Origin of the sequence: Neobacillus vireti (assembly GCF_036962465.1) — a bacterium.
Classification (GTDB): Bacteria; Bacillota; Bacilli; order Bacillales; family Cytobacillaceae; genus Neobacillus; species Neobacillus vireti_B.
Map to the genome: position 1 here is coordinate 26,814 of NZ_JBALNF010000008.1, position 25,739 is coordinate 52,552.

Sequence of the window (25,739 nt, forward strand, 5' to 3'; positions counted from 1 at the left end):
TAAGGCACTTCTGGTTTTCATTTAATATACGGTTTCTTTGAAATAGAAGCCTGTATCTAAGGAACGGTTTGCTGGCTGAATTTCTTCGATCGCCTCTAACAGTTCGTCCTTTTTGTCATCATATGCATCCGGGTCGTCAACGCATAAATCAATTGCCGCGCGGTAGGCTTTTGTAACGGCAAGAATATATTCCGGGCTTTTTAAGATCCCATCAATTTTAAAGGAATCGACACCGGCCTCAATCATTTCTTGAAGTTCATCAATGATACAGATATCATTTGGGCTCATAATATGGGTTCCATTTTCGTCTTCAAAAATTGGATATTTATTACCGCGTTCTTTATCATGCAAAAACATATTTTCTTCCATTTTGCGGTTTTCCACTTCCATAACCTTGCCCTGATATTCATAATAGTTTCCCAGTAAGGAACGTTTAGATTGGAACATGCAGCTCATACCATGAACCTGAACTTCAATTTCCACTTCCGCCTTCTCTTTTATCTCAACAATGGCATCCATGTTAATCTCACGGGCTAGAACCGAACGTTTTGCCCCCTTCGAACCCCAATAATTACATGTAAACCAGTTCGTCCCGGTTGTTTCTGTATTCCAATGCAGCTTCATCTCGGGAGCTGTTTCTTTTGCCGTCATTAAAACGGCTGGGTCACCGAAAATAATCGCATCGGCATTGGCATCTTTAGCAAATTGGATATAGTCGCCAAGCTCATCAATTTTTTCATTATGAAAAATAGCATTCATGGCCACATAGACTTTTTTACCTTTACTATGCGCCACTTCAATGGCTTTGCGGACATTTTCACGGTTGAATTCACCGGCAAGTCGAAGACCATAGCGCTGTTCACCCACCACAAATGCATCGGCACCCGCTTCGGCCAATGGCAAAATATCATCCACGGTTAATGGAGTGACAAGTAATTCCGGTTTTTTCATCACACTCACCTCTTCTTTTTACTTATAGCGATTCCGTCACCAACTGGCAAAATAACAGAATCATACTCAGAGTGGCTCATTAACCACTGATTAAATTCAGCTATTTTTTTTACAAGATTGCGTGTTCTTTTTGATTCAATCTCCTCTTCTGCAACAAGTCCTTTAAACAAGACATTATCTGTCACAACCATCCCTTCAGCTGTCAGATATTTTGCATAAAGCTCAAAGAACTTTTTATACTGGCCTTTTGCCGCATCAATAAAAATAGCATCAAAAGGGCCATGTTTACGGACATCTTCTTCTACCTCAAGGGCATCTCCCTCAATTAAGCTAATTTGTTCAGCCTTACCGGACCGCTCGATAAATTCTTTTGCTATTTGAATTCTCTCGATATCCCGTTCAATCGTAACAATCTCAGCTTCAGGAAGGGCTGCGGCCATTCTTAAAGCTGAATAACCAATTGCCGTTCCAACCTCAAGGATACGCTTTGACCGGTGGATTCTTAACAATTGCAACATCGTTTCAATTCCGACCAATTCCATAATTGGAACATGGTGTTCACTTGCATAATTTTCCATTTCGCTAAACAAGTCATTCCTGTCAGCAAATAAACCGTCTATATAAGCCTGCAGCTTCTCATTATTTAACAAGCTGCCGTCACCTCTATCCTCATAAGAAAGCCGGCAGCGCGAGACACGCTAAAATCCGGACCGTTCATAAATTCAAATACTTTTATTATTCGCTAAAAAAGAACTCTTTAGACATGAAAAAATAGCGTTCACAGCTTCGGAGCCCTGCAAGCTGAATGGCTTGAGTGCTTTTTAGGGGCAATAATACCGCCATTTTTCCTGTTACTGTGGGTTACGCTATAGAATACTTATTAAAACACCTGAATTATTTTACCATAAAAAAAGGGGGAATGCTAATCTTTCCCCCAAGGTTCTGCTTATTTTTTATTGGAAATATACTCAGCTTTTTTTTGATTATGTTCAGCTAATGTTTTCGTAAAAATAACGGAACCATCAGCTGTCGCTAGGAAATAGTAATAATCAGTTTGATTCGGCTCAAGTGCCGCTTCAATTGAGTCCCTGCCGGAGTTGGCAATCGGCCCCGGCGGCAGTCCGGTATTTTTATAAGTGTTATAAGGGGAATTCACTTCTAAATCCTTATAATAAACTTTTTCTTTGTGTTTTCCTTGTGCATATAAAACGGTTGGATCCGTTTGAAGCGGCATTCCTTGTTTCAGTCGATTGTAAAAAACACTAGCGATCGTTTTCCTGTCAGCCTTACCGGTAGCTTCCTCTTCAACTAGAGAGGCCATCGTTAACAACTGATGAATGGATAGCTTTTTTTCTTTACTCTTTTCCGTGTAATCAGTTAACACGATTCTTGTTTTATCAAGCATTGCCATGACCATTTCTTCAACTGTTGGGTTTGGCTTGTAAAATGGATAGGTTGCCGGGTATAAATACCCCTCGAGTGGATACTTTACGGTAGAATGGAAGATTTCATCTGTTAAGATATCAGGATATTTACTCATAAGAGATTTAATAAATTGTTTATCATTTAGTTTATTAAACACATCCGCTTCATTTTGATGAGTGGCTTTTGCCATAATCCCGGCAATTTCCTTCAGCTGCTTCCCTTCTGGAATGGTAATCTTAAATGTTGCTCCAGCTAGGACCTTACCCGTTTTCAAGCGGCTGACAATTTCAGGTACATCCATGGAAGGACTTAGTTGGTATTTGCCCGCCATAAAGCCGCCTTCGTTTTTAAGCTTTACATAGTATTTAAAAACCTTTGCATTTTTAATAATTCCATTTTTCTCTAATCTTTCACCAATTCCCGTTACAGAAGATCCGATTGGAATATCGACTGTTTTATGCGTCTTACTTTTTGCATCAACAGGTTTTAGGGCAGACTGTATGTAGAGGTAACCCCCACCGCCAATTAAAATGATCAATAATAGCAGGCAAATAGAGATCATTAAAACAATCTTACGGACAAGTTTTGCTTCATAGTGTTGTTCTATCATTTTTTGTCGAATGACATTCTTTTTATTGCCTTTTTCATTTGTTGTCATCCTGTTCCCCCTTCCCAAGGCCAATGTGACATGATTCCTATTTATCTATATTATCGTAAAATAGATATCCATAATAATTTGAGCATATAGTAAGAAAAATGTCAATTTAACAATGAATATGTCGGGCAAGTTCGAAGGATACTAGCCGCTAGGGCGCTGAAGCTGGACAATTCTCGAAGTAAAAGTCATATCCAAAACCATAAAAAAACCGGCTAAATCAATAGCCGGTCATGAAACCTATTCTTCTTGTTCCTCATTAAAGGTATTAAATACTTCTTCGACCATATCCCATTCTTCGTCCGTTTCAATTTCCATTAACTCACCAAAACCGCCGTCTTCAGTAGGTATATAGGCATAAGTAAGGATATCGATTTCCTCTTCCTCATCTTCATTTGCGCCCACTGGGTAAAAGAAAACATAGGACTTTTCAAACTCATCTGAATCAAATGTGAAAAGTATTTCAAATAATTGTTCATCGCCATTTTCATCGACAAGTGTGATGTAACGATCTTCTTCGTGATTATGTTCGTGTGCCATTTTTCCACCTCATTAATTTTTGCTATCAAGAAAACCTTGCAGAATCATTACGGCTGCCATTTTATCAATGACCTTTTTTCTCTTTTTACGGCTGACATCCGCCTCAAGCAAGACACGTTCAGCAGCCATTGTCGTTAACCGCTCGTCCCACAAAACGGTGGGAACAGCAAATCTGCTCTCAATTTCAGCAGCATATTGCTGACTAGCTTCACCGCGCGGTCCAATCGTCCCATTCATATTTTTAGGTAAACCGATGACGACCGTATCGACTTGATACTCCTTTATTAATTGCCCAATTTCCTCGAAACCAAACTCTTGTTTTTCTTCGTTTATTTTAAGGGTCTTTAAGCCCTGCGCCGTCCAGCCTAATTCATCACTTACGGCAATCCCGACGGTCTTTGAGCCTACATCTAATCCTAATACACGCATTCATTAACCCTCTCGTTGTTGTTTTAGGTAGGATTTTACCAATTCCTCAATAATTTCATCTCGTTCTAGCTTACGAATAATGTTACGTGCATCACGATGACGTGGAATATAGGCAGGGTCTCCAGATAGTAAATAGCCAACTATTTGGTTGATTGGATTATATCCTTTTTCCTGCAGGGCTTCATAGACTTGAAAAAGAACATCGTTAACATCATGTTCAAACGGTTCTTCCGGAAAATTAAACCGCATCGTTTTATCAAATGAGCTCATTTCATGCACCTCGCTTATAATTTGACGAGAATTATATTGTTTAGCTGCACGGTCTAGGCAGCTTCTCTAGTGTAGTACCTACATTCTACACTACTTTGTCCCATTATCAAATGGATTTCACCCATTCATCAACGAATTGGAGTGCTGCATCCAATTTTTCTGGATCCTTGCCGCCAGCTTGCGCCATATCCGGACGTCCGCCGCCGCCGCCGCCGCAGCGTGTGGCAACTTCTTTAACCAATTTACCAGCATGGAAACCTTTTTCAATTAGGTCTTTTGTCACTGCCGCGATTAAATTCACTTTGCCTTCATGGACACTGCCAAGAATAATAACCGCAGATCCCAGCTTTTGTTTCAAGTCATCGGCCATATTTCTCAAGTTATTCATTTCGGCAGCTTGAACTTTTGCCGATAAAACTGTTACACCTTCAACTTGCTTTGCATTTGAAACAAGGTTGCCTGCTTCGATATTTCCAAGCTTTGCAGCAAGTGATTCATTCTCACGCTGAAGCTGCTTAATTTCAGCCAGTAACCCTTCAATTCGGCTGCCCATATCTTTAGGATTGGTTTTTAACTTTTCGGCTGCATCCTTTAATAAACCAACTTGATCATTTAATGATTGATAAGCTGCTTCACCGGTTACCGCCTCAATCCTTCTAGTTCCTGCACCAATTCCGCCCTCTGATACAATCTTAAACAAACCAATAACAGAGGTATTCGGTACGTGGCATCCCCCGCAAAGCTCTAAGCTGTAATCGCCCACTCTAACAACGCGGACAATGTCCCCATATTTCTCACCAAACAAGGCCATTGCTCCAAGTGCCTTTGCTTCCGCAATTGGCTTTAAGCTAATATCTACGGCGATATTGCGCCAAATTTTTTCATTAACAATTCGTTCAACATGTTCCAATTCTTCTGGTGTAATTTGACCAAAGTGCGAAAAGTCAAACCGGAGACGATCAGGTTCAACAAGGGAGCCTGCCTGGTTAACATGTTCCCCAAGCACATCTTTTAGAGCACGATGCAGAAGATGTGTGGCTGTATGGTTTTTAATAATTTTGACTCGATTTTCCGCATCAACTTCAGCCGTTACCTGTTGATTGGTTTTCAGTTGTCCGCTTTCTACCATAACCTTGTGAAGGTTTTGACCATTTGGTGCTTTTTGAACATCCTTCACCGCAACTGTCACACCATCACCCTTTAGTAAGCCTCGGTCCGCAATTTGACCTCCACTTTCTGCATAAAAAGGAGTGATATCAAGGATTACCTGAACTTCTTCACCTGTTCCAGCCTGATCAACAAGGTTACCGTCTTTAATAATGGCGGTCACGATTGATTCGGTTTTTAATTGATCATAACCAACAAATTTACTTTCAAGCGTTACATCCCGGAGGACACCGCCTTGAACCTGCATGGAATCAACATCTTGACGGGCGGCACGGGCACGCTCACGCTGCTGCTCCATTTCTATCTCGAAGCCTTCATGGTCAACCTTCATGCCTTCTTCTTCTGCATATTCTTCTGTCAATTCAACAGGGAAACCGTAAGTGTCATAGAGACGGAAAATATCTGCGCCAGAGATCGTATCACTGCCTTTTTCTTTTTCCTTGCTGATGACACTAGCTAGAATGGTCAAGCCTTCATGAAGGGTTTCATGGAAACGCTCTTCCTCGTTTTTAATTACTTTTTGAATAAATTCGGTTTTATCCTTTACCTCTGGATAGTAGTCCTGCATAATTTCGCCTACAACCGGAACAAGTTCAAACATAAACGGACGGTTAATATTGATTTGCTTTGCATAGCGTACTGCCCGGCGCAGTAAACGGCGCAGCACATAGCCGCGGCCTTCGTTTGAAGGAAGGGCTCCATCCCCAACAGCAAAGGCAACGGTCCGGATATGGTCAGCAATGACTTTAAATGCAACGTCTTGTTCCTTGTCTACGCCATAGCTGACACCAGAGATTTCTTCTGCTGCCCGGATAATTGGGATAAACAAATCAGTATCAAAGTTGGTTGCCACATTTTGAACAACGGAGGCCATCCGCTCTAGTCCCATCCCGGTATCAATATTTTTCTTTGGAAGCGGTGTATAGGTTCCATCAGGGTTATGGTTAAATTGAGAAAATACAAGATTCCAAACCTCTAGGTACCGCTCATTTTCGCCGCCAGGATATAATTCAGGATCACTAGGGTCGTCTCCATACTCAGGACCGCGGTCATAAAAAATTTCTGTGTTAGGTCCGCTTGGTCCTTCCCCGATGTCCCAGAAGTTCCCTTCCAAGCGGATAATGCGTTCCTCTGGGATGCCAATCGTTTTATGCCAAATTTCATAGGCTTCATGATCCTCAGGATGAACCGTAACACTTAGCAGTTCAGGATCAAACCCCATCCATTTTTCAGAGGTTAAAAACTCCCATGCCCAAACGATTGCTTCGTCCTTGAAATATTCTCCGATTGAGAAATTTCCAAGCATTTCAAAAAAAGTATGGTGGCGGGCAGTTTTTCCGACATTCTCAATATCGTTTGTACGAATCGATTTTTGTGCATTTGTAATCCTAGGATTTTCTGGAACCACACGACCATCAAAGTATTTTTTTAAGGTTGCCACTCCACTGTTGATCCACAATAATGATGGGTCATCGTGCGGGACAAGTGAGGCACTTGGTTCAATATTGTGACCTTTTTCCTCACTAAAAAACTGTAGAAACATGGAACGAATTTGTGCTCCTGTTAATTTCTTCATAAAATTACAGACCTCCTTTAATATAAAAAAGCATACAAAAAAGCCCTCATCCCAAAACAGGGACGAGAGCTGATCTCGCGGTACCACCCTGATTATGAATACAAACATATGTATCCATCTCTCAAAATTCGCCTTAACGCGGCAAGGACGGCAGGGATTAGCTGCACTCCAGATTAGCTTTCTGTTATCCTTCATCTAGAGCTTCTTTCAGCCTGGGAAGCTCCTCTCTTTTACGCAAAAAAGCGTTACAGATGGACTACAACATACTCAATCCTTCTACATTTTCAAACAAATATTCTATATGACGAATTATAGCCACCATCAAAACGTTTGTCAATTTGATTCGTTCATAAGATGTTTTTTTGCATGGACTATGCCCACTTTCAGGACAGCTAGAATGGGCACAGCAAGGATCAATCCTAAAACTCCGCCAATTTCACCGCCAGTTGTTAAAGCGGCCATAATCAATAATGGATGCATATGGAGACTCTTTCCGACAATATAGGGAGATAAAATGTTCCCTTCGATAAACTGCAAGCCAAAAACAATCACAATTGTAATAATGACTAATTTCATTGAAACAGTAGCCGCAACAAACACGGCCGGTATGGCCCCAATGAGAGGACCAAAATAAGGAATCACATTTGTGGCCCCTACAATCAGACCTAAAAGCAGCGGATAATTCAAATCAAAAATCCAAAATAATAGCGAAGAGATACTTCCGATGATCATACAAACCAGCAGCTGACCGCGAATATAACCGCCCAGTGATTGATCGGCATCCTTTAGAAATAACGTTCCTTTCTTTCGCCATTTCTTCGGTGTTAGGTACCAGACTGTCCTTTTTAATAACGGATAATCCTTTAGCATATAAAAGGTAATAAACGGAATGATCATCATTAGTAAGGCGGAATTTAACAGATTGACAAGGATGTTAACGATAATCGTTAATAAGGAATCAAGTTTATTTTCAAATGCATCAATTCCTTCATCCACCCGTGCCTGAAGACCATCAGGCCATTCTCTTGTATGCTTTTGCAGGAGTGTAATCCACTCCCGATACTGCTCAGCAAAAGCGGGCGCACTTTCTGATAAATCTTTGATTTGATCAATAACAACTGGTATCCCTTTATATAAAGAAAAGCCAATTCCGCCAAAAAAGATAATATAAATGAGGATAATCGCAAGACCACGGTGTAGTCCTTTTTCATGCAATTTCTCCACAATTGGGTGCAGCAAATAGGTAATAAACCCCGAAATAATGAAAGGAAAAATAATCGTTCCAATTATTTTAATAATCGGCATCCATAATGAACTAATCTTAAGGAAAACAAAAATTGCTATTAATAAAAGGAGCAAAAACCCAATTCGATAATACCATTTCACACGAATATCCACGTCAAGGCCCTCCTTCAATTAGTTTTGGAGACTGACGTTGGAAATATACAGCGTTTATGCTAAAAATCCCCCTCAATGTCCTTGAGGAGGATGATCCATCTAAAATATCGCGCGCTTTACCTTTTTCTGAATCCTTTTCATATTGCGGGCTGACATCATATTATTTCTTTGGGCAATATTGTAAGCTGCCATCCCTGCACCAAAAACAAGCATTGTCGTCATCATTTTATTCATCGTCTCACCTCTTCGACAGATTGGCCAGACTAAACATCCCGAGGGAACCCCGGTTTAAATCGTATAACGACGTTCTTCTTCTTCAAACAAATCATCCAAGGAACTTAGTGACCCGTCTTCTTCAACCTGATGGGTATTGATAATCCCTTTGTTAACGGAGAGTTCGATAAAACAATTCCAGCAATAATATTGGTTAATACCTATTTTGCCAATATCTTTGCTTTGGCAATTGGGACACTTGAACATGAAAAGACACCTCACGTATTTTTAACATCTACGATAATGGCATCCTTTCCGATCGCAACGGGCTTCCCGGATTGAATGACTTGTTTACCTTCCGTAATCTCCGAAAAGAAGCCATCCGTAATTTCATACCCTACGATTGTGCCCAATTCTTCCTGAAAATATACATCCGTTAACAATCCAAGTGACTCACCGCTCTTAGAGAGCATCATCATCCCATCTAAAGAATGTTGATGGTTTAAGGTATATTCAGGACTCACTTTTAGTTTCTCTAAGTAACTGCCATCCTGGACCATTACCCCATCCCAGCCAAAGGAAGCCACTTTTTCGATCTCAAGGAAATAGAGTTGCTTGAAGAGTATTCCTTTTTTGACCAATAGGCCATTCACTTTTCCGGTGCCGGATATACAAAGGTCCGTAATCTCACCTATCTTTGTTCCACTTTTTGTTTCAAAAACAGGCTGCCCTTTTAATAAAGAGAATGTCCGCAAAGAGTTTCCACCCCCGAACATTTCTTAGTTTCCGTCATTTGTTAAAAAATCATAAGGTGTAACGTTTTCCATTCCAACCATAGGATGGACTTGCATTAACTGCTCCTCATAGGATAATTCACTTGAAGGATCTTCTTCTAGTTGAGTGCCAATTGTAATCGATTCCTGCAGCTTTTGGCAGAGTGTCGTTTGTCTTTGAAGCTCATCTGCCCGTTCGACCCCCAGCCTGAAGGCCTCTTCCTCACCGCAAATAATCAACGATTGTTTACTCCTAGTGATGGCCGTATAGATTAGATTCCTTTGCAGCATTCTGTAATAACTTCTCGTGATGGGCATAATAACAATCGGAAACTCACTGCCCTGCGACTTATGAACCGAACAGCAATAGGCATGTGTAATTTGATTTAAGTCCTGTCTGGTATATTCCACTTCTGTTCCTTCAAATGAAATATAGATCATATCTTGTTTTTCAGTATTTTCTTTGGCATAGATAATGGAAATAATTTCTCCAATATCACCGTTAAAAACATTGTCTTCCGGCTGGTTCACAAGTTGAAGCACCTTATCTCCAATCCGGTATTTGACGTCGCCAAACACTATTTCCTTGCGCTTGCCATCCGGATTCGGATTAAATATTTCCTGCAATAAGACATTTAGGCGGTCAATTCCGGCCGGACCGCGGTACATCGGTGCCAGCACTTGAATATCCTTTGCGGTATAGCCTTTATTCTTAGCATTCTGGGCCACTTTTTCGACAACTTGTGCAACTTGTGCGGTTGAACATCGAATAAAAGAACGGTCTGGCTGCTTTGCTGTCACATTTTCCGGAAGATAGCCTTTTTTTATATCATGGGCTAGTTCTATAATGGAAGAACCCTCGGCCTGGCGGTAAATATCGGTAAGTCGGACGGTAGGAATTCTTTGTGATTGAAGCAAGTCCTTTAAGACTTGTCCAGGCCCAACGGATGGAAGCTGGTCCTCGTCCCCTACCATGATGACTTGGATATGTTCTGGCAGAGCCTTAAATAATTGATTGGCTAACCAGATATCGAGCATCGACGTCTCATCGACAATTAATATTTTCCCCTCAAGCGGACTAACTTCATCACGGTCAAATCCTTCTGTTCCATTAAAACCAAGTAAGCGGTGAATCGTCACTGCAGGCAAACCAGTGGATTCGGTCATTCGTTTCGCCGCTCTCCCTGTCGGGGCTGCTAGTAAAATTGGAAACGGTTCATCTTTTTTAAAATAATCCTTAGGTTCAAGTGAACAGCCGTGAAGTTCACCGTATAGCTCGACAATTCCTTTAATAACCGTTGTTTTCCCAGTTCCCGGGCCTCCAGTTAAAATGAGCATGGGCGACATGAGCGCCGTTTGAATGGCTTCTTTTTGTGACGGGGCATATTGAACACTAAGACGTTCCTCAAGGGCGCCTAAGGCCAAGAGGAATTCTGATTCAGGAAATTGCTCACGATATTCGCTTTGCTTTAAAATTCGGTTGATACTTGTAACTAACCCTTTTTCTGCAAAAAATAAGGACGGCAGATAAATGCGTCTTTCTTCCCCGATAATTTTGCCCTCTTCCTCAAGCTTGATTAGCTCTCCTGAGATATCAGTAAAGTCAATTTGATCGCGTTTGTTATCTTCTAAAAGTGACTTTACCTGCTCGAGTAATGTTTCAGCATGTAAATAAACATGACCTGTTTGCATGCTTTCATTTTCGAGGGTATAAAGGCAGGCTGCTTTTATTCGATCAGGGTGATTTCCTGAGATCCCCAATTGGTAACCTAGTTCATCTGCCCGGCCAAACCCAATCCCCTCAATATCCTCAACGAGTTGATAGGGGTTTTTTTGAATAACCGATAGCGTTTCGTCTTTATAGGCTTGATAAATACGCATTGAAATCTGTGGTCCAAATCCATATTGATTCAGGGCTACCATTACCTGTTCAAGCCCTTGATGTTCCATTAAGGTATCATACAGCATTTTCGCTTTTTCAGGAGGAAGCTTTGGAATGGAATCAAGTATGGATGGCTGATTAAGAATCTTGGAGATGGCATTCTCGCCAAGTGTCTCAACGATGTTCTCCGCTGTCTTTTTCCCGATGCCTTTAAACATTTCACCTGATAAATAAGCAATAACCCCTTGTTTCGTCTGCGGCATATCCTTCCGAAAATGTTGGGTATGAAATTGAACCCCAAATTTTGGATGTTCTTTAAACTCCCCAAAAAACACATATGTTTCTTGTTCATGAATTTTTGGAAAATAACCGGTTACCACTGCTTCTTTGTCATCATATTGATCATTGGTTTCATCGACACGGATTCTAAGGACCGTATAGAGATTTTGCTCGTTATGGAAAATAGTTACAATCGGCCTTCCTTTTACGAATTTTCCTTGCTCAGCGAATAAATCAAGGGTGTCTTGCTTTTCCATTCTGCTCCCTCCTTTCAGTTCAATTTAGTATTAGAGATTTTGTTCAAGTAATTTTTTACCGTGACCTGCGAGCAGATGATCAGGCTGAACTTCTAATGCTTTGTTAAACATAGCTAATGCTTGTGTCTGATCTTCTTTAAATGCATACGAAACGCCCAAGTTATAATAAGCATCCGAATGGCCGGGATCAAGTTCGATGCATTTATGTAGTTGGATGATGGCTTCATCGATGAGTTCATTCTGTGCGAGACATAATCCATACTGAAACCTAGCTTCTCCATCATTTTCGTTTAGTTCGACACTTCTCTGCAGGTACGGGAGAGCCAGTCTGCCTTGGTCTAATTGCAGGTGGGTAAGACCTAACATAAAATACAAGTCGCTCGATTCGAGGCCTTTTTTCATGGCTTGCTCGAAACTATGCTTTGCTTCTGCGAAACGGTCATGGCTAAAAAGGACGTTTCCGATACTATAGTAAGCAGCAGCGGCATTTTCGTCTATTTCGATGGCTCTTTGGTAGAATTTAATTGCTTTTTCATCGTCGCCTACTGCTGACAGAACGTTGCCAAAATTAATATAGGCAACTGGGTCTGATGGGTTTAGTTCGATCGCATCGTTGAACGCTTTTGCTGCCTCTTCCCAGTTACCTTCTTGCATGTATTGTACACCTAATTGGTTTTTATCCATTTTTCCAACTCCATTTCTAAAAGAAAGTATACCATATTTTAGTCAGTTTTTTTCCGCCAACTAGCAGAAAAGCCCTGACTCCAGCAAGGGAATCAGGGTCTTAGTTAGCCAACATATGTTAAACGTTCACCATTTTTATAAACTTCATCAATCGTTCCGCCTCCAAGGCATTCGTCTCCTTGATAAAAAACGGCAGCTTGTCCAGGTGTAATCGCTCTGATCGGTTCATGGAACAAGACTTGAACCTTATCACCTTCTAACAGGCGAACTGTGACCTTATGGTCTTCCTGGCGATAACGGAATTTCGCTGTACATTCGAATTCAGCTGTTTTTTCACGATTTGAAACCCAGCTGACATTCACAGCTGTAATTGCATCGGAATAGAGTTTTTCATGATGGAAGCCTTGGCCGACATAAAGAATATTTCTTTTTAAATCCTTACCAATCGCAAACCATGGCTCGCCAGATCCGCCAATCCCAAGACCATGACGCTGGCCGATCGTATGATACATCAGCCCTTCATGTTTGCCTTTGACCTCACCCTCAAACGTCTCCATATTCCCGGGCTGTGCGGGTAAATACTGACCTAAGAACTCTTTAAAATTCCGTTCGCCAATAAAGCATATCCCGGTACTGTCTTTTTTCGTTGCAGTAGCAAGCTCTGCCTCCTTGGCTATTTCCCGAACCCGTGACTTTTCAAGATTACCAATTGGGAACATCACTTTACTGATCTGCTCCTGCGATAATTGATTTAGGAAATACGTTTGGTCCTTATTTTCATCAAGCCCGCGAAGCATCTTATATTCACCATCGCGGAACTCGACGCGGGCATAGTGCCCTGTCGCGAGATAATCTGCCCCTAAGTTCATCGCATGTTCCAGGAAGGCCTTAAATTTGATTTCTTTGTTACACATTACGTCAGGATTTGGCGTCCTGCCCGCTTTATATTCATCAAGGAAATAGGTAAATACCTTGTCCCAATATTGTTTTTCAAAGTTTACTGCATAATAGGGAATGCCAATTTGATTGCAGACACGAATTACGTCCTCGTAATCTTCTGTAGCTGTACAAACGCCATTTTCATCAGTGTCATCCCAGTTTTTCATAAAGATACCGATGACATCATAGCCCTGTTGCTTTAATAATAGCGCTGCAACGGAGGAATCGACTCCACCTGACATCCCGACTACTACCCGTGTATCCTTTGGATCCTTTCTTTCCATGTTTTTCACCTCTCTTTTAACAACTTCCTCTACCTCTATTTTTTCAGGCGCTTTACAATTTTCGTTATTTCATCAGCCGCTTTACTAACCTCTTCCTTCGTCGTAGTATAGCCAAAGCTGAAGCGGATGGAATTGGTCAGCCGCTCTGATTGTTTACCAAACATGGCAACAAGAACATGGGATGGCTCAATTGATCCAGCCGTACAAGCTGAGCCGCTTGATACAGCAATACCTGCTAAATCAAGGTTGACCAGCATTGCCTCCACACTAGTTCCCGGAAAGCTTAAGTTTAATACATGTGGCAGAGAATATTCAAGCAATCCGTTTATGTTAAATTCAACCTGTCCATCATGCAGCTTTTCAAGTAACGTTTCCTTCAGTTCAACAAACGTTTCACGCTTGGCTGGACGCGCTTCACTTGCTATTAAAACTGCTTCATGAAAACCAACGATTGAGGCAACATTTTCTGTCCCGGCCCGGCGTTTTCGTTCTTGGTCACCGCCAAAAAGGCGTGGCGCTAATTTAACAGTTGACCTTGCATAAAGAAAGCCGACCCCTTTTGGGCCATTAATTTTATGAGCTGAAACAGATAATAAATCAATTTTACTTTCGTTAACATCTATGTCCACTATTCCGTAAGCTTGGACGGCATCTGTATGAAATAGGGCTTGATGTCCTTCAAGCAGTTGGCCAATTTCATTAATAGGCTGGATTGTTCCTACTTCGTTATTACCGTACATCACCGATACTAGAATCGTATCTTCCCTTAACGCCGCTTGCAGGTCACTCATGGAAATTCTACCTGTTTCATCCACTGGGAGATAGGTTACTTCAAAGCCCATCTTTTCTAACCTTTTGCAGGCATGGAGGACGGCATGATGTTCAACCTGGGTTGTAATCACATGCTTGCCCCTCGTTTGATAGCTCTCAGCCACACCAAATAATGCCATATTATCCGCCTCTGTGCCGCCGCCTGTAAAAATAATCTCGGTTTCTTGTGCTCCGATGCTGCGGGCAAGTGCAGCCCGCGCTAAATCAATATAATGACGTGCCTCTCTTCCGTAGGAATGAATGCTTGATGGGTTCCCAAATGTAGCATTCATAATCGATATCATCTTGTCGATCACCTTAGGGTGCATCGGACTCGTTGCCGCATGGTCGAGATAGATTCGTTCCATTATTACACCTTCAATCAAATAATTCTCATTTATCATTCAGTTTAAAACGTAAAAGTATCGTTGAAAAGTGGTCATCACACTTTAACAAACTCGCTTTTATTTTTAACCTTAAATATAAAACATATAACCCTCTGGCTCGTGGTCTTCACTATGGCTGGCCAAATCTTCTAATGTTGTATTGTCTAAAACATCTCTAATGGCATCGCGAATGCGAATCCAAAGCTCACGCTTAGCAGGCTCTTCATCCTCTATTCCTTCGACAGGAGTAATCGGCCCTTCTAACACACGAATCACATCACCTGCAGTAATTTTGGAAGGCGCACTTGTTAATTCATAGCCGCCATAAGCCCCTCTGATACTTTTAACTAATCCGGCATTCCGTAATGGAGCAATCAATTGTTCTAAGTAATGCTCGGATAGTTCATTTGCTTGAGCAATCGTTTTTAAAGAGGTCGGCCCTTCACCATGTTTTTTTGCTAGTTCGATCATAATGGTCAAACCGTAACGACCTTTAGTTGATATCTTCATCTCTTGCACTCCTATTCGTTATTGGATCTATTTTATATAAAAAAATTCTCAGTAAATTGATAGGCATTCAAAATTATATCATATTCTTGTTTAATATGCTTTTTCAAGGGAAAATGGTAAAGTTAAATTGAGAAAATCTATTTTAACAACTTATAAATTAAAAGTCTATTTACCTTATATCAAAATTTTGAGCTAGACACGAGTTCAATTTTGGAGAGATGATTATGCAGCAAAAACCTTTAGCATTCCGTATGCGTCCACGAACGATTGAAGAAATTGTCGGTCAGGAGCATCTTGTCGGGGATGGAAAAATTATCGCAAGAATGGTGAAAGCAAAACAGCTGACATCAATGATTTTATATGGACCGCCGGGAATTGGCAAAACCTCGATCGCAAGCGCTATTGCGGGCAGTACAAAATATGCCTTTCGAACTTTAAATGCCGTAACGAATAATAAAAAGGATATGGAGATTGTAGCAGCAGAGGCAAAGATGTCAGGGAAAGTCATTTTGCTTTTAGATGAAGTCCACCGTTTAGATAAAGCCAAACAGGATTTCCTTCTTCCCTATCTGGAAAACGGAATGATTGTCTTAATTGGAGCCACAACCAGCAATCCCTATCATGCGATTAACCCGGCGATTCGGAGCCGCTGTCAAATATTTGAGCTAAAGCCCTTAGCGCCTGATGAAGTGAAGCAAGCCTTATTGCGGGCACTCCAGGATGATGAACGTGGTTATGGAAAAGAAAAAGTAGACATTTCCGAGGAAGCATTACTGCATTTTGCCCAAGGTTCTAACGGGGATGTTCGCAGCTCCTTAAACGCATTAGAACTAGCCATTCTATCAACAGATAAGAATGAGGATGGTGTGATCCATATCGATGTAGAGACAGCAGAGGAGTGTTTGCAAAAGAAAAGTTTGGTTGCCGATAAAGATGGAGACGGTCATTACGATGTCCTTTCAGCCTTTCAAAAGTCGATTCGCGGGAGCGATGTGGATGCCGCCCTTCACTATCTTGGCCGTTTAATTGAAGCAGGTGACCTTCCTAGTATCAGCCGCAGATTGATTGTGATTGCTTACGAGGATATAGGATTAGCTAATCCCCAAGCAGGGGCACGGACGTTAGCAGCAATTGAAACAGCTGAAAGAATTGGATTTCCCGAGGCAAGGATACCACTTGCAAACGCTGTGATTGAGCTGTGCTTATCCCCTAAATCAAACTCAGCCGTGCTGGCGATTCAAGCGGCCTTAGATGACATTCAAAAAGGAATCGTCGGCGAAGTGCCAGATCATCTAAAGGATGCCCATTACAAAGGCGCAAAAGAGCTTGGCAGAGGTATCGGCTACTTATATCCGCACGACTTTGAAAATGGCTGGGTACCACAGCAATACTTACCGAACAAACTAAAAAACAAAAAATACTATCAGCCTAAGAAAACAGGAAAATTCGAACAAGCTTTAGCTACAGTATATGAAAAATTAACAAGATCAAAAAAGTAGATAGGGTAGAAACGGTGACAGGCACCATGTGAAGAATTCACAAGGTGCCTGTCACCGTTTGTGTTTATGCTGCTACATCTCGTTTTTGGAAGACGTAGAAAGCGAGAAATTGGAATAAGGCGAAGTAAATGACTAACATGAATATGGAGAAGGGAATAGTCATGCCTTCGACTAGTGGCGTTCCTTCAAAATATTGCATTAAATCTGTGTTGGCAAATAATATATATTTAGCCCAGTCAAATTTCATTGCTAACAATGCGGTAAACTGACCGCCGGTAAATAGCAAAAATAAGGAAAGTCCGATTGCAAGGGAACTGTTTCGAAACACAGCAGACATCATAAATGCCATTGTTACTAACATGATTGTATCAATGGAACTCAGCCCATAATAAATCAGTAAATGAACAACCATATTTTGTTCAGTCACATGGCCATTATAATAATTTAAATACGGAACTGCTTTGTCAGGCATACCAAACAAAATCGCACCCAGTAAGCTGGAGAAAATAAACATAATTGCCAACATCATAATAGCAAATAATAGCACTGTTACATACTTTGCGAATAAAATTTTAGTCCGATTGATCGGCCTGATTAATAATAGTTTTATGGTTCCCCAATTAAACTCACTGGCCACAATACCTGCAGATATAATAATAATAAAGACACCTGCCAGTAAAATCAGCTGTGATGAATCTTTAACAAACGACCAAACCGTATATTTTTCTTTTGGCGGCATATCATGTTTAATTCGATAATCATTTATCGCAATTTCTTTCTTGAAATACTGTTTTTCCGTATCAGTCCGGCTTTTCACCATCTGTTGCTTTAAGGCATCATTTTCCTCTTTTAATATCTGCTGCCAGTTTTTATCTTGCTGAATATCCATACTATTTTGTTGAGACTTAATAACAATGCCAACCAGGGCTAGGGATAGAACCAAAATTGCAATCATAACAATCGTCCCGGGTCGTCTGAAAATTTTCATCGATTCGTTTTTGATTAAATTAACCACGTACACCCGCCTCCTTTTCCGATGTCACTTCAAGGAAGCGATCTTCTAATGTTTTCGATACTTCTTTTATCCCAAATACAGAAATCTCCTCAGCCACCAACAATTTTACCAAATGTGGAATTTCCTCTCTATCCATTTCTACGGTTAATCCATTTCTAGAACGGTTTGCTTTATTGTTTGGATAATTGGCCGATAACAAATCCAACGCCTTATCGCTGGGAACTACTTCTAATTCATAGGCGGATGCAGTACCATGAACAAATTCTTGGACAAGCTGTACATCTACCAGCCTGCCATCTTGGATAATCCCGATACGGTCACACATCATTTCCATTTCAGACAATAGATGACTCGAAACAATCACTGCCATATTTTTTTCCCGGGCGAGAAGGCGGACATAGTCACGAATCTCTCTTATACCAGCAGGATCCAACCCGTTAGTAGGTTCATCAAGGATTAAGACATTTGGGTCATGGAGGAGGCATTGAGCCAGGCCTAACCGCTGCCTCATTCCAAGCGAATACGTTTTTACCTTTTCATGGATTCGTCCAGATAAACCCACCAATTCTACTGTTTCGGCTATTTTTTCATGTGAGATACCTTTTGACATTCGCGCATAATGAACTAAATTCTGATATCCGGTCAGAAATTTATACATTTCAGGATTTTCAACGATCGCTCCGACATGACCTACAGCCTGTTCAAACTGTGTTTTAATACTAGCCCCGCCAATCAGAATGTCACCAGAGGTAATTCCCATTAAGCCAACAATCATCCGAATGGTTGTTGTTTTCCCTGCTCCATTTGGACCTAAAAATCCAAACACTTCCCCTTTATTTACTTTGAAACTAATCCTGTCTATTATTTTTCTCCCTTTAATGATCTTAGTGACATCTTTTAGTTCTACAATTGTCTCCAAATTCTAATCTCCTTTCAAAGCGAACAATCCAAATTAAGTGTACCTGAATCTAGCAAAAATTTCCTTAATTTCATGACTGATCGAAAAATAAAAGCCCTAAACTTAGGCAGTTTAGGGCTAACAGTTTATTTCTCATCCGCAACACGCTGGATTTTAATGTCTTTTAACAATTGTGTTACCACATAGCTTGCCATAATCAAACCGGCTGCCGATGGAACAAAGGCATTGGATGCTGGCGGCATTTGTGCTTTACGGATAGGGGCATTTTCATTTCCTACTTCTTTTTTAATATCCTCACGTATCACAATTGGGCTTTCATCAGAAAAGACAACTGGAATGCCTTTATGAATCCGCTCTTTGCGAAGTCTAGTCCGAATGACCTTTGCAATCGGGTCCGTATGAGTTTTCGAAATATCGGCAATCTGAAACCGAGTTGGATCCATTTTATTTGCTGCACCCATGCTGGAAATAATCGGGATATTTCGTTTTAGGCATTCTTTCATGAGGTGAATTTTATAAACAATGGTATCAGAAGCATCGACAACAAAATCCAATTTATGACTGAAAATTTCTTCATATGTTTCTTCGGTATAAAATATTTTTAATGGAATTACTTCACAATCAGGATTAATATCCTTAATCCGCTCGGTCATGATATCCACCTTTGGTCTGCCGACCGTTGACAAGAGGGCAATCAGCTGACGGTTGATATTAGTAATATCAACATCATCTTTATCAATCAAAATTAATTTGCCCACACCGGATCGCGCTAGAGCTTCAGCCGCAAACGAGCCAACTCCGCCGATTCCTAAAACAGCAACCGTGCTGTTTTTCATAATTGTTAATCCTTCTTTACCAATAGCAAGCTCGTTTCTGGAAAATTGATGCAGCATTAGATTCACTCCAAATTTATAATCACTTATATATATTTTTTCACCATAAGAATATATCATACCCACTTATAAAAACAAGTAAAATAGTAGGGATTACTTACAAAAACCACCTTCCGCGGAGAGCGAAAGGTGGTTTTTGTAAGTAACGAAGAGTCCCAATGGTGCCGTCGCTTAAATCCTTCGTTTTGATCCCGCTACTAGCAGGTGGGTGTCCTGTTTCCGCGATTGTAAGTCCCTATACCGTATAGGTGGGGCATTTACGCATGGCAGAAAACGCTAGACTCCCGAATCAATAATGTTCGGTCAAAACTTCAGGTAACACAACGTACATTTCAGGACTCTTCTTAATTGCCTTTATCATATCATAATTTACAACAGTCATCAAGGATTCATGAAAGCGAATTCCTGTTATTTATTAACATTTAATGACAAATTTAATTCTTTCAGTTGTGCCTCGGAGACTTCACCCGGTGCATCTGTCAGCAGGCAGCTTGCACTTGCTGTTTTAGGAAATGCGATGGTATCCCTGAGGTTGGAACTGCCAGCAAGCAGCATAACCAAACGGTCTAGACCAATAGCAATTCCACCATGTGGCGGTGTTCCAAATTCAAATGCATTTAAAAGGAATCCGAATTGTTCTCTTGCCTCTTCAGGAGTAAAACCTAGCACGCTAAACATTTTTTCTTGAACCTCACGTTCAAATATCCTTAGTGAGCCGCCGCCAAGTTCATATCCATTTAAGACAATGTCATATGCTTGGGCACGAACTTTAGACGGATCTGTATCTAACAGTTCAAGGTCCTCTCTAAATGGCATTGTAAATGGATGGTGGGCAGCATAATAACGGCCTTCCTCCTCATCATACTCTAAGAGCGGCCAGTCCGTAACCCATAGGAAGTTAAACTGACTCGGGTCAATTAAGCCTAATTCTTTTCCGAGTTTGAGTCTTAAGGCGCCAAGTGCGTCAGCGACAACAGTTTTCTTGTCAGCCACAAAAAGAAGCAAATCACCGTCTGTTGCTTCAAGCGTAGCCTTAATCGCTTGTGCATCCTCCTCAGAGAAGAATTTTGAAATTGGTCCTTTTAATCCTTCAGCTTCAACCTTTAACCAAGCAAGTCCTTTTGCACCATAGACAGCAACGAATTCGGTTAACGCATCGATATCTTTACGTGAATAGTTTTCAGCTGCGCCTTTAACATTAATCGCTTTTACCTGGCCGCCATTTGCAACAGCTGCTGCAAAGACTTTAAAGCCAGAATCCTTCACAATTTCTGAAAGATCGACAAGCTCTAAACCAAACCGGGTATCTGGTTTATCAGACCCAAAGCGGCTCATGGCTTCAGCATAGGTCATCCGCGGAAAACTTGCAGGGACTTCTACCCCTTTAACTTCTTTCATTAATCCAGACAACATGTTCTCCATCATGCTCATGATGTCTTCTTGGCTCCAAAAGCTGGTTTCAATATCGACTTGAGTAAATTCTGGCTGACGGTCAGCACGCAAGTCCTCGTCTCGGAAACAACGGGCAATTTGATAATAACGTTCAACCCCGCCTACCATCAATAATTGTTTAAACAATTGTGGTGATTGTGGCAATGCGTAGAACTCACCAGGATGGACACGGCTAGGAACTAAATAGTCACGTGCTCCCTCTGGGGTACTTTTTGTTAAAATTGGTGTTTCAATATCTAAGAAACCTTCACTGTCAAGGTAGTTTCGAATATGCTTTGTTACTTGATGACGCATCTTCAGTGTTTCAAACATAACCGGACGGCGGAAATCTAAATAGCGATACTTTAAGCGGACATCTTCTGAAGCATCTGTTCGATCAGAGATCTGAAACGGAGGAGTTTTCGCTTCATTGATAATCGTTACTTCTTCAGCTTGTACCTCGATCGTTCCTGTTGCAATATTTTGGTTGATGGTTCCTTCTTCACGACGAACAACAGTTCCAACCACATTCAAAACATATTCGTTACGGATTTTTTCTGCGGTTTGCAGTGCTTCTTTTGATAAATCTGGATTAAACACAACCTGAACAATTCCAGAACGGTCGCGCAAATCAATAAAAATTAACCCGCCTAAATCGCGGCGCTTTTGAACCCAGCCCTTTAACGTTACCTTCTCCCCAACTGCTGACTCTGGAACTTCCCCACAAAAATACGATCTGCCAAACATGATTATCCCCCTTTTAAGCTTGCAATTCCTGAAATTGTTTAATAAATGTGTTTAGGTCAAATTCTACTTGTTCACCTGTAGCCATATTTTTAACATTAATTTTATTATTTTTAAGCTCATCGTCTCCGAGTACTGCTACATATTTCGCTTTTAAACGGTCAGCGGCTTTAAACTGGGCCTTGATTTTTCGGTCAAGATAATCTCTTTCCGCTGAAAAGCCAGCCGTGCGGAGCTGCTGTAATAGTCCAACCGTATAATCTTTTGCTTCTTCTCCAAGTGATGCTAAAAACACGTCGATTCCCTGGTTGATTTCCAGTTCAATGCCTTCTGCGTTAAGGGCAGCAATAAACCGCTCAATACTTAAGGCGAAACCAATACCAGGCGTTTCTGGACCGCCAATTTCTTCGGCCAGCCCATTATAGCGCCCGCCTCCACATAGGGTCGTAATGGCTCCGAATCCCTCCGCATTACTCATAATCTCAAATGCTGTGTGATTATAATAATCTAAGCCGCGAACCAAGTTTGAATCGACCTCAAACGGGATATCAAGCAGCGTTAAATACTGCTGTAGTTTTTCAAAATAGGCTTTTGAAAAATCATTTAAGTAATCCAGTATGGAAGGTGCTGTTTTCATTAGTTCATGATCACGGTCCTGTTTGCAATCAAGGATTCGAAGCGGATTTTTTTCGAGACGATTTTGACAGTCATGACAAAATTCGCCAATCCGCGGTTTGAAATGATTGACAAGCGCTTCACGGTGGGCTGTGCGGCTCTCTTTATCACCAAGACTGTTGACAATAAGCTTTAACTTACGCAAACCCATTTCTTTGTAGAGATTCATCGCTAATGAGATTACCTCGGCATCAATCGCCGGGTCATTACTGCCTAATGCCTCTACCCCAAATTGGACGAATTGGCGGAAGCGGCCTGCCTGAGGACGTTCATACCGGAACATTGGTCCCATGTAATACAGCTTTACAGGCTGATTAGGAAGGCCAAACATTTTCTTCTCCACAAAAGAGCGGACAACTGCTGCTGTTCCTTCTGGCCTTAGTGTTATGCTGCGTTTGCCTCTGTCCTCAAAGGTGTACATTTCCTTTTGAACAATATCCGTGCTGTCACCAACACCTCTTGAAAAAAGGTCTGTATGTTCAAAGATTGGCGTACGAATCTCTTGGTACTGATATTTTTCACATAGTTCTCTAGCTTTTGCTTCAATTAACTGCCACTTTTCAACTTCACCAGGCAGAATGTCCTGCGTACCTCTCGGAATGCTAATAGACATGGTGGTATACCTCCTTATAAACATAAAGCTTATGTATATATAGTTAAATGGACACAATAACAGGTGCTTGCTTTTTCTGGAAAAACAAAAAAACTCCCATCCCTTGTAATTATACAAGGGACGAGAGTTTGGTTCCCGCGGTGCCACCCTAGTTGAAGAACATCGTATATGCTCTTCCTCTTAAACAGTTAACGCCTGCTACGTTCATCTTCTACTAAAGCGCTGCTTTTTCAAAGAGAAGCCTACGGAGTGTTCTTTCACTAAGGTACATGGAGAAATGCTCTCAGCCTAAGGCACTTCCTCTCTTTCCATGGATGATCTTAATTACTATGCTCCATCATTGGTTATTCCTAATATGACTATATTTATTTAATAATACGGAGCAACCGTGGTAATGTCAAGAAAGATTTAAGACCTTCCTAAGTGTTTTTTTAACTTTCTGACATCGCCCATTGTGATCCCAAATTCCGATGCAAGCTCAATCGAGTTCGTATGACCTTCTTTTTGAATAAAGTCATGGAAATCCACCCCAAAAAGACGGCCCTCCATTGATTGTATGTTCATGCCCTTCTCACTTGATCTCATCACCCATCACCTCTGTCTTTTTTACTAGTATTTCCACCAATTACATAAAACTTGCAGGAAATTAATTTTTTTAAGCAAGTTTTCTAGTAAATTTAACTTAATTAGCCATTTTAGGAATGAATTTCTTTACTTTTTACGATAAAATATAAACGGATAAAGGAGGTTGTCGATGTCAAAAAAATTCACACTGTTTCTCTTCTCTATTATTCTCATTTTCGGTACCTTCCTGCCGCAAGGAAAAGGCATGGCCTCCAGCGGAACTGTAACCATTTCGACTGATACGGTTAATGTGCGCAGCGGCCCAGGATTAAGTTACCCTCTCACTTTCACCGTAAAAAGAGGCGAAAAATATTCGATTGTAAAAGAGACTGGAGATTGGATTGAAATCAAACTAGCACTAGGCCAAACAGGCTGGATCGTTAATTGGCTGGTCACAAAGGATAACGAAACCAACTCTGAACAGGCTTCCACGTCAACAGGAAAGAAAATGGCCAAGGCCAACACTGACCAATTAAGAATTCGTTCTGGTCCTGGGACAAGTTTCCCGATTGTCGGCTTTATCAATCAAGGACAAGAAGTAACCATCCTTGATCAAAATGAAAACTGGTATAAAATCACCTCGTCCTTTGGCGAAGGATGGGTAATCCGAGAATTTTTAGATATCCAAAGCGGTAACAGTCCCTCTGCTTCATCTAGCAATCCCAAGATGGGTACAGTCACCGCAGATACTATAAACATCCGAACGGAAGCGTCTGCATCGAGTCCTATTATTGGTAAACTAACATATGGTACGAACGTCACCATTACTTCCAAACAAAATAGCTGGCTGGAAATTAGTTATTCAAGTCTAAAAGGCTGGGTAAAGGCTGAATTTATTGAAGAACAATCTGGGACTGCTAAAGACACACCGAAGAACACTTCAACTGGGGAATACAGTACCGTAACAGCCGAAAGCCTTAGTGTCCGTTCAGACTCTTCATTAAATGCGGCCATTATTGGCAGTGTTGCAAAGGGTCAGCAATTTGCTATTTTAGAAGAAAATAATAATTGGGCAAAAATAGAGTATGAGTCTGGCAGTTACGGATGGGTCTCCGGATGGTATTTGGAGAAAACAACTGCTTCCACTCCTGCCAAGCAGTCATTAAAGGATAGCAAAGTGACCATCTTACATAACGGAACAAATATTAGACAAGAAGCAAAGGTCCAATCGAATGTGGTCGCTCTTGCTAACGAAGGAGATACTTTTACAGTAAAAAGGATTGTCAACGATTGGTATGAGATCAAGTTAAAGAACGGCCGTACTGGGTTCGTCGCCGGCTGGATTGCTTCAATGAATGGGTCCAATACTCAAATTCAAAAGAGCGGCGCCGAAAGCTATCTAAAAAACAAAACGATTGTCCTCGACCCTGGTCATGGCGGAGGGGATAATGGGACTACCGGTGCAAATGGAACGCTTGAGAAGGAACTAACATTAAGAACCGCACGGCTTTTGTACGATAAACTAAGAGCTGCCGGAGCTAATGTCACCTTGACAAGAAGCAGTGATTCCTTTATTACTCTGCCATCAAGGGTAAATGCGGCCACTGCCAATGATGCCGATGCCTTTATCAGCCTGCATTACGACAGCAGTTTAGATCGAAGTGTGCGGGGAATGACAGGATATTATTATTATAACGATCAAGAAGGATTGGCGGATTCGCTCTATACCTCAACAGTTGCTCAAACAAAATTGGAGGGGCGCGGGGTAAGATTTGGTGATTTCCATGTCATCCGGGAAAACAGTCAAAAAGCTGCTCTAATTGAACTGGGATATTTAAGCGACCCACAAGAGGAAATTACTCTTAACTCTGGAGTATTTCAAGAAAACGCCGCCTCAGGGCTTTATGAAGGCTTAGCAAGGTATTTTAAAAATAATTAAACAAAAAGCTCTGGAAGAT

Annotated in this window: 24 protein-coding genes, 1 other RNA gene and 1 other annotated feature; of the genes, 2 read left to right on the plus strand and 23 right to left on the minus strand. The window is 41.2% G+C overall.

All coding sequences use genetic code 11. From position 1 onward, the window contains the following. Positions 1–21: 21 nt before the first annotated feature. The 16 genes from V7077_RS03505 to cymR form a co-directional block, all read right to left on the minus strand. Positions 22–951, minus strand: coding sequence for a peptidase U32 family protein (locus V7077_RS03505; RefSeq protein ID WP_335498465.1), 930 nt, complete (start codon positions 949–951; stop codon positions 22–24). A gap of 5 nt (positions 952–956) precedes the next feature. Beyond that, positions 957–1,601 (minus strand): O-methyltransferase, encoded by a 645-nt coding sequence (locus V7077_RS03510; protein WP_335498466.1) that lies wholly within the window; start codon positions 1,599–1,601, stop codon positions 957–959. A 296-nt stretch (positions 1,602–1,897) separates the two neighbouring features. Continuing rightward, positions 1,898–3,034 (minus strand): endolytic transglycosylase MltG, encoded by a 1,137-nt coding sequence (gene mltG, locus V7077_RS03515; RefSeq protein WP_335498467.1) that lies wholly within the window; start codon positions 3,032–3,034, stop codon positions 1,898–1,900. A gap of 237 nt (positions 3,035–3,271) precedes the next feature. Beyond that, the gene (locus tag V7077_RS03520; protein WP_215043825.1) at positions 3,272–3,571 is read right to left on the minus strand and encodes a DUF1292 domain-containing protein; all 300 of its coding nucleotides are present in this window, start codon (positions 3,569–3,571) and stop codon (positions 3,272–3,274) included. A 12-nt stretch (positions 3,572–3,583) separates the two neighbouring features. Then, complete coding sequence (ruvX, locus tag V7077_RS03525) at positions 3,584–4,000, minus strand: Holliday junction resolvase RuvX (protein ID WP_215043827.1); 417 nt, start codon at positions 3,998–4,000, stop codon at positions 3,584–3,586. Between the two features lie 3 nt (positions 4,001–4,003). Beyond that, positions 4,004–4,270 carry an IreB family regulatory phosphoprotein gene (locus V7077_RS03530; protein ID WP_101579205.1) on the minus strand — a complete coding sequence of 89 codons (267 nt, stop codon included), beginning with the start codon at positions 4,268–4,270 and terminating at the stop codon, positions 4,004–4,006. 106 nt (positions 4,271–4,376) lie between these two features. Beyond that, positions 4,377–7,013 carry an alanine--tRNA ligase gene (gene alaS, locus V7077_RS03535; protein WP_335498468.1) on the minus strand — a complete coding sequence of 879 codons (2,637 nt, stop codon included), beginning with the start codon at positions 7,011–7,013 and terminating at the stop codon, positions 4,377–4,379. Between the two features lie 333 nt (positions 7,014–7,346). Beyond that, a complete protein-coding gene (locus V7077_RS03540) occupies positions 7,347–8,411 on the minus strand; it encodes an AI-2E family transporter (protein WP_335498469.1) in 1,065 nt (354 codons plus the stop codon). Between the two features lie 99 nt (positions 8,412–8,510). Then, entirely contained in the window at positions 8,511–8,645 is a 135-nt protein-coding gene (locus V7077_RS03545) for a YrzQ family protein (protein ID WP_215043833.1), read from the minus strand. 54 nt (positions 8,646–8,699) lie between these two features. Continuing rightward, entirely contained in the window at positions 8,700–8,891 is a 192-nt protein-coding gene (locus tag V7077_RS03550) for a hypothetical protein (RefSeq protein WP_098529891.1), read from the minus strand. Between the two features lie 11 nt (positions 8,892–8,902). After that, positions 8,903–9,379 carry a PRC-barrel domain-containing protein gene (locus V7077_RS03555; RefSeq protein ID WP_235740543.1) on the minus strand — a complete coding sequence of 159 codons (477 nt, stop codon included), beginning with the start codon at positions 9,377–9,379 and terminating at the stop codon, positions 8,903–8,905. A 24-nt stretch (positions 9,380–9,403) separates the two neighbouring features. Then, positions 9,404–11,815: an SF1B family DNA helicase RecD2 gene (gene recD2, locus V7077_RS03560; RefSeq protein WP_335498470.1), complete on the minus strand. Its 2,412-nt coding sequence runs from the start codon at positions 11,813–11,815 to the stop codon at positions 9,404–9,406. Between the two features lie 30 nt (positions 11,816–11,845). Continuing rightward, entirely contained in the window at positions 11,846–12,499 is a 654-nt protein-coding gene (locus tag V7077_RS03565) for a tetratricopeptide repeat protein (RefSeq protein WP_335498471.1), read from the minus strand. Positions 12,500–12,603: 104 nt separating this feature from the next. Continuing rightward, positions 12,604–13,722: a tRNA 2-thiouridine(34) synthase MnmA gene (gene mnmA, locus V7077_RS03570; RefSeq protein WP_335498472.1), complete on the minus strand. Its 1,119-nt coding sequence runs from the start codon at positions 13,720–13,722 to the stop codon at positions 12,604–12,606. Positions 13,723–13,757: 35 nt separating this feature from the next. After that, on the minus strand, positions 13,758–14,900 hold the full coding sequence (locus V7077_RS03575; protein ID WP_335498473.1) for a cysteine desulfurase family protein: 1,143 nt from the start codon (positions 14,898–14,900) through the stop codon (positions 13,758–13,760). Between the two features lie 108 nt (positions 14,901–15,008). After that, complete coding sequence (cymR, locus tag V7077_RS03580) at positions 15,009–15,428, minus strand: cysteine metabolism transcriptional regulator CymR (RefSeq protein ID WP_335498474.1); 420 nt, start codon at positions 15,426–15,428, stop codon at positions 15,009–15,011. 224 nt (positions 15,429–15,652) lie between these two features. Between cymR and V7077_RS03585 the strand changes: the two genes are divergently transcribed. Next, positions 15,653–16,927, plus strand: a complete 1,275-nt coding sequence (locus tag V7077_RS03585; RefSeq protein WP_335498475.1) for a replication-associated recombination protein A — start codon at positions 15,653–15,655, stop codon at positions 16,925–16,927. A gap of 64 nt (positions 16,928–16,991) precedes the next feature. Here V7077_RS03585 and V7077_RS03590 read toward each other — a convergent pair whose 3' ends face one another. The 7 genes from V7077_RS03590 to V7077_RS03620 all read right to left on the minus strand — a co-directional run bounded on the left by V7077_RS03590 (position 16,992) and on the right by V7077_RS03620 (position 23,802). Next, positions 16,992–17,942, minus strand: a complete 951-nt coding sequence (locus V7077_RS03590) for an ABC transporter permease (RefSeq protein WP_335498476.1) — start codon at positions 17,940–17,942, stop codon at positions 16,992–16,994. Continuing rightward, on the minus strand, positions 17,935–18,861 hold the full coding sequence (locus V7077_RS03595; RefSeq protein WP_335498477.1) for an ABC transporter ATP-binding protein: 927 nt from the start codon (positions 18,859–18,861) through the stop codon (positions 17,935–17,937). Before V7077_RS03595 ends, V7077_RS03590 begins: the two co-directional genes overlap by 8 nt. A gap of 125 nt (positions 18,862–18,986) precedes the next feature. After that, positions 18,987–19,754 (minus strand): tRNA threonylcarbamoyladenosine dehydratase, encoded by a 768-nt coding sequence (locus V7077_RS03600; RefSeq protein ID WP_215043852.1) that lies wholly within the window; start codon positions 19,752–19,754, stop codon positions 18,987–18,989. A gap of 148 nt (positions 19,755–19,902) precedes the next feature. Then, positions 19,903–20,096, minus strand: a non-coding RNA gene (ssrS, locus tag V7077_RS03605) — 6S RNA. A gap of 66 nt (positions 20,097–20,162) precedes the next feature. Beyond that, positions 20,163–21,932, minus strand: a complete 1,770-nt coding sequence (gene aspS / locus V7077_RS03610) for an aspartate--tRNA ligase (protein ID WP_335498478.1) — start codon at positions 21,930–21,932, stop codon at positions 20,163–20,165. A 13-nt stretch (positions 21,933–21,945) separates the two neighbouring features. After that, entirely contained in the window at positions 21,946–23,217 is a 1,272-nt protein-coding gene (gene hisS / locus V7077_RS03615; protein ID WP_335498479.1) for a histidine--tRNA ligase, read from the minus strand. Positions 23,218–23,330: 113 nt separating this feature from the next. Beyond that, positions 23,331–23,567 (minus strand) — a binding site (T-box leader). Positions 23,568–23,625: 58 nt separating this feature from the next. Beyond that, on the minus strand, positions 23,626–23,802 hold the full coding sequence (locus tag V7077_RS03620; protein WP_215043858.1) for a hypothetical protein: 177 nt from the start codon (positions 23,800–23,802) through the stop codon (positions 23,626–23,628). A 169-nt stretch (positions 23,803–23,971) separates the two neighbouring features. On the opposite strand from V7077_RS03620, the gene V7077_RS03625 reads away from it, so the two are divergent. Further along, entirely contained in the window at positions 23,972–25,720 is a 1,749-nt protein-coding gene (locus V7077_RS03625) for an SH3 domain-containing protein (protein WP_335498480.1), read from the plus strand. The last annotated feature ends 19 nt before the right edge of the window (positions 25,721–25,739 follow it).

Coding starts and splice junctions, on each gene's coding strand:
- V7077_RS03505 (WP_335498465.1), bottom strand. CDS start 951: ATGAAAAAACCGGAATTACTTGTCACTCCATTAACCGTGGATGATATT.
- mltG (WP_335498467.1), bottom strand. CDS start 3,034: ATGACAACAAATGAAAAAGGCAATAAAAAGAATGTCATTCGACAAAAA.
- V7077_RS03520 (WP_215043825.1), bottom strand. CDS start 3,571: ATGGCACACGAACATAATCACGAAGAAGATCGTTACATCACACTTGTC.
- ruvX (WP_215043827.1), bottom strand. CDS start 4,000: ATGCGTGTATTAGGATTAGATGTAGGCTCAAAGACCGTCGGGATTGCC.
- V7077_RS03530 (WP_101579205.1), bottom strand. CDS start 4,270: ATGAGCTCATTTGATAAAACGATGCGGTTTAATTTTCCGGAAGAACCG.
- alaS (WP_335498468.1), bottom strand. CDS start 7,013: ATGAAGAAATTAACAGGAGCACAAATTCGTTCCATGTTTCTACAGTTT.
- V7077_RS03545 (WP_215043833.1), bottom strand. CDS start 8,645: ATGAATAAAATGATGACGACAATGCTTGTTTTTGGTGCAGGGATGGCA.
- V7077_RS03550 (WP_098529891.1), bottom strand. CDS start 8,891: ATGTTCAAGTGTCCCAATTGCCAAAGCAAAGATATTGGCAAAATAGGT.
- recD2 (WP_335498470.1), bottom strand. CDS start 11,815: ATGGAAAAGCAAGACACCCTTGATTTATTCGCTGAGCAAGGAAAATTC.
- V7077_RS03565 (WP_335498471.1), bottom strand. CDS start 12,499: ATGGATAAAAACCAATTAGGTGTACAATACATGCAAGAAGGTAACTGG.
- mnmA (WP_335498472.1), bottom strand. CDS start 13,722: ATGGAAAGAAAGGATCCAAAGGATACACGGGTAGTAGTCGGGATGTCA.
- V7077_RS03575 (WP_335498473.1), bottom strand. CDS start 14,900: ATGGAACGAATCTATCTCGACCATGCGGCAACGAGTCCGATGCACCCT.
- cymR (WP_335498474.1), bottom strand. CDS start 15,428: ATGAAGATATCAACTAAAGGTCGTTACGGTTTGACCATTATGATCGAA.
- V7077_RS03585 (WP_335498475.1), top strand. CDS start 15,653: ATGCAGCAAAAACCTTTAGCATTCCGTATGCGTCCACGAACGATTGAA.
- V7077_RS03600 (WP_215043852.1), bottom strand. CDS start 19,754: ATGCTGCATCAATTTTCCAGAAACGAGCTTGCTATTGGTAAAGAAGGA.
- aspS (WP_335498478.1), bottom strand. CDS start 21,932: ATGTTTGGCAGATCGTATTTTTGTGGGGAAGTTCCAGAGTCAGCAGTT.
- hisS (WP_335498479.1), bottom strand. CDS start 23,217: ATGTCTATTAGCATTCCGAGAGGTACGCAGGACATTCTGCCTGGTGAA.
- V7077_RS03620 (WP_215043858.1), bottom strand. CDS start 23,802: ATGAGATCAAGTGAGAAGGGCATGAACATACAATCAATGGAGGGCCGT.
- V7077_RS03625 (WP_335498480.1), top strand. CDS start 23,972: ATGTCAAAAAAATTCACACTGTTTCTCTTCTCTATTATTCTCATTTTC.